Below are 2,617 nucleotides of genomic sequence, written 5' to 3' on the forward strand. Positions count from 1 at the left end.
AAGGTATTATGATGGAGTATTTAGAAAACAGAGAATTCAAAATAACAGAAATGGAAGTTAACGAAATCGACAGGCTGTTAAATAAGTTCTGTGCTGTCAGCGCTATAGTAAAGTGTACCAGTAAAAATAATGAAAAGTGTACCAGTCAAAAAAGGTTTAAACTTAAGGTTTAAATAATTTTAAACTAGTCTTTGTTTATAAAAATAAATAAAGGCTAAAAATGATAGGAACCAATATGCACACAACAATACTGACATTGCACAAACAAGGTAAAAGCCAAAGATCAATATCAAAAATAACAAATATTCATCGCCGGACAATTTTTAAAGTTATAAAGAGATATAAAGAAGAAAATCTAGAATCTCCTGTTCCATATAATCGAAGCTCAAAGCTTGATCAATGGCATAAGGAAATAATTGAATTATTATCAAAAAATTTAAGCTCCATAAGAGTTTTTGAAGAATTAAAATCACAAGGTTATGATGGTAGCTATTCTTTACTTAACAAGTATATTAGCAAACATAAAATTCAACAAAACACCTGTATAAGATTTCACACTAAATCAGGAGAAGAGGCTCAAGTGGATTTTGGAGATATTGGTAAACAGTACGACAGTTCAGGTAAATTACGTAAGGCTTATGTATTTAATATGCGCTTAAGCTATAGCCGATTAGATTATTATGAAGTTGTATTTGATCAAAAAATTAATAGCTGGTTACAATGTCATATTAATGCTTTTAATTATTTTGCTGGCGCTCCATCTGTAATTAAATTAGATAATTTAAGATCAGGAGTAATAGATAGTAATTTTTATGAGCCAGTATTTCAAATTGATTACAAGCGCTTAGCTGAACATTATGATGTCTTATTATCACCATGTAGGCCTTATAGCCCTCAGGAAAAAGGTAAAGTAGAATCTGGTATAAAATATGTAAAAAACAATTTTTTTGCTGGTAGAACTTTTGATAATTATGATGCTTTGTCACTTGCACTAGAAAAATGGCAAAAAAAAGCTAATGACAGAATACACGGAACAACAAGAAAAAAACCAAGAGAATTATTTGAAGCAGAAGAAAGAGCGGTGTTAAAGATTTTACCATTGGAAGATTTTTCTGATTCAAACTCCTATATGCGCAAAGTGTCAAAGGATTGCCATATTACATTTGAAAATAATTACTATTCTGTACCTTCTAAATATGTTGCGTCTAATGTTAGGGCTTTAGTATCTAATAAATTAATAAAAATATATTCTGATAATTCTATGATTGCAACACATACGCGTAGCAAAGGCAAAGGGGAATTCAACACAATTTTATCTCATTATGATAAATATAAACGTCAGTGCCCTGGTTTTCCAGAATATGATAATAAATACTCAAGCAAGATGGAATCAATTGGAAAACACGCCTCTTCTATCCTTTCTTTAATCAAAAAAGAATATAAAGGGGATTGGCATAAACCAGTTAGAGGTATTATAAAATTATGCGAAATATATGATAAAGAATTAGTAGATAAGGCATGCTACAGAGCTTTATGCTATGGAATAATTTCTTATAGTAAAATCAAAGCTATACTAGAAAATGGTTGTTATGATTTACCAATAGCAGATTTTGGAGGTTCTTATGCAAACATTGCTTAGCACGCTCAAAGAGTTTAAATTATCTGGTATAGTATCTAGTTTAGAAGAAAGATTAATTTATGCAAAATCTAATAATCTATCATATAAAGAATTGCTTGAATTATTATGTGAGGATGAAAAAAACACCAGAAAAGATAATGGTTATCAAAGGAGGCGTAAGGCTGCTAAGTTACCAACAATCAAGCTCTTAGAGGATTTTGATTTTTCCTTTCAGCCAAGTATTGATCAAAGATCAATTAGCGATATTGCAACTTGTCAATTTATCAACTCAAAAGAAAATATAATTTTACAAGGAGATTCTGGTACTGGCAAAAGTCACCTTGCTATTTCTTTTGCATTAAAAGCTTTAGAGAAAGAATATAATGTATTTTTTACTACTGTATCAGATATGCTTCATAGCTTACATAATTCAAAAGTAGATAACTCTTATCATAAAAAAATTAGAATGTTGGCTAATTATGATCTTCTAATACTTGATGAACTAGGCTTTAAGCAATTACCCAAATATTCTTCTGATGATCTATTTAATGTTATTTCCAAGAGATATGAACAAAAATCGACTATTATCACTACAAATAAGGAGATTGATCAATGGAATGATATTTTTGATGATAACATGCTTACGAAAGCCATAGTAGATAGATTAATGCATCACGTAACTCTATTTAATATTAAAGGCAAGAGTTATAGAAGAAAAAAAATAAAAAGTGAGGTTAATATGAGATAATATTTTTTATTACCACTGGTACACTTTTCGTTATTTTTACTGGTACACTTTTAATTGACATTGACAGCCGCTGAAAATTCTTCGGCTCACATTAATTAATTTTATATGGTTAACAGGCTCATTACATTGATTCTATAATTCATCTTTTTAGAACGTTACCAACAACTCGGGTTGACTTAGAGTATCACAAGTGTTACACTGAAATATATTAATATCAAAAAATAAACTATTATGACTACAAAAAATCCACG

At 29.5% G+C, this 2,617-nt stretch carries 2 protein-coding genes; both read left to right on the top strand.

Annotated features, from left to right (window positions below):
* Window positions 1-235: 235 nt before the first annotated feature.
* The gene (locus HOH73_05170; protein MBT5828246.1) at window positions 236-1,639 is read left to right on the top strand and encodes an IS21 family transposase; all 1,404 of its coding nucleotides are present in this window, start codon (window positions 236-238) and stop codon (window positions 1,637-1,639) included.
* Window positions 1,623-2,366: an ATP-binding protein gene (locus HOH73_05175; protein ID MBT5828247.1), complete on the top strand. Its 744-nt coding sequence runs from the start codon at window positions 1,623-1,625 to the stop codon at window positions 2,364-2,366. The genes HOH73_05170 and HOH73_05175 overlap by 17 nt, the downstream gene beginning before the upstream one ends.
* The last annotated feature ends 251 nt before the right edge of the window (window positions 2,367-2,617 follow it).

This window comes from Alphaproteobacteria bacterium, assembly GCA_018667735.1.
Classification (GTDB): Bacteria; Pseudomonadota; Alphaproteobacteria; order Rickettsiales; family JABIRX01; genus JABIRX01.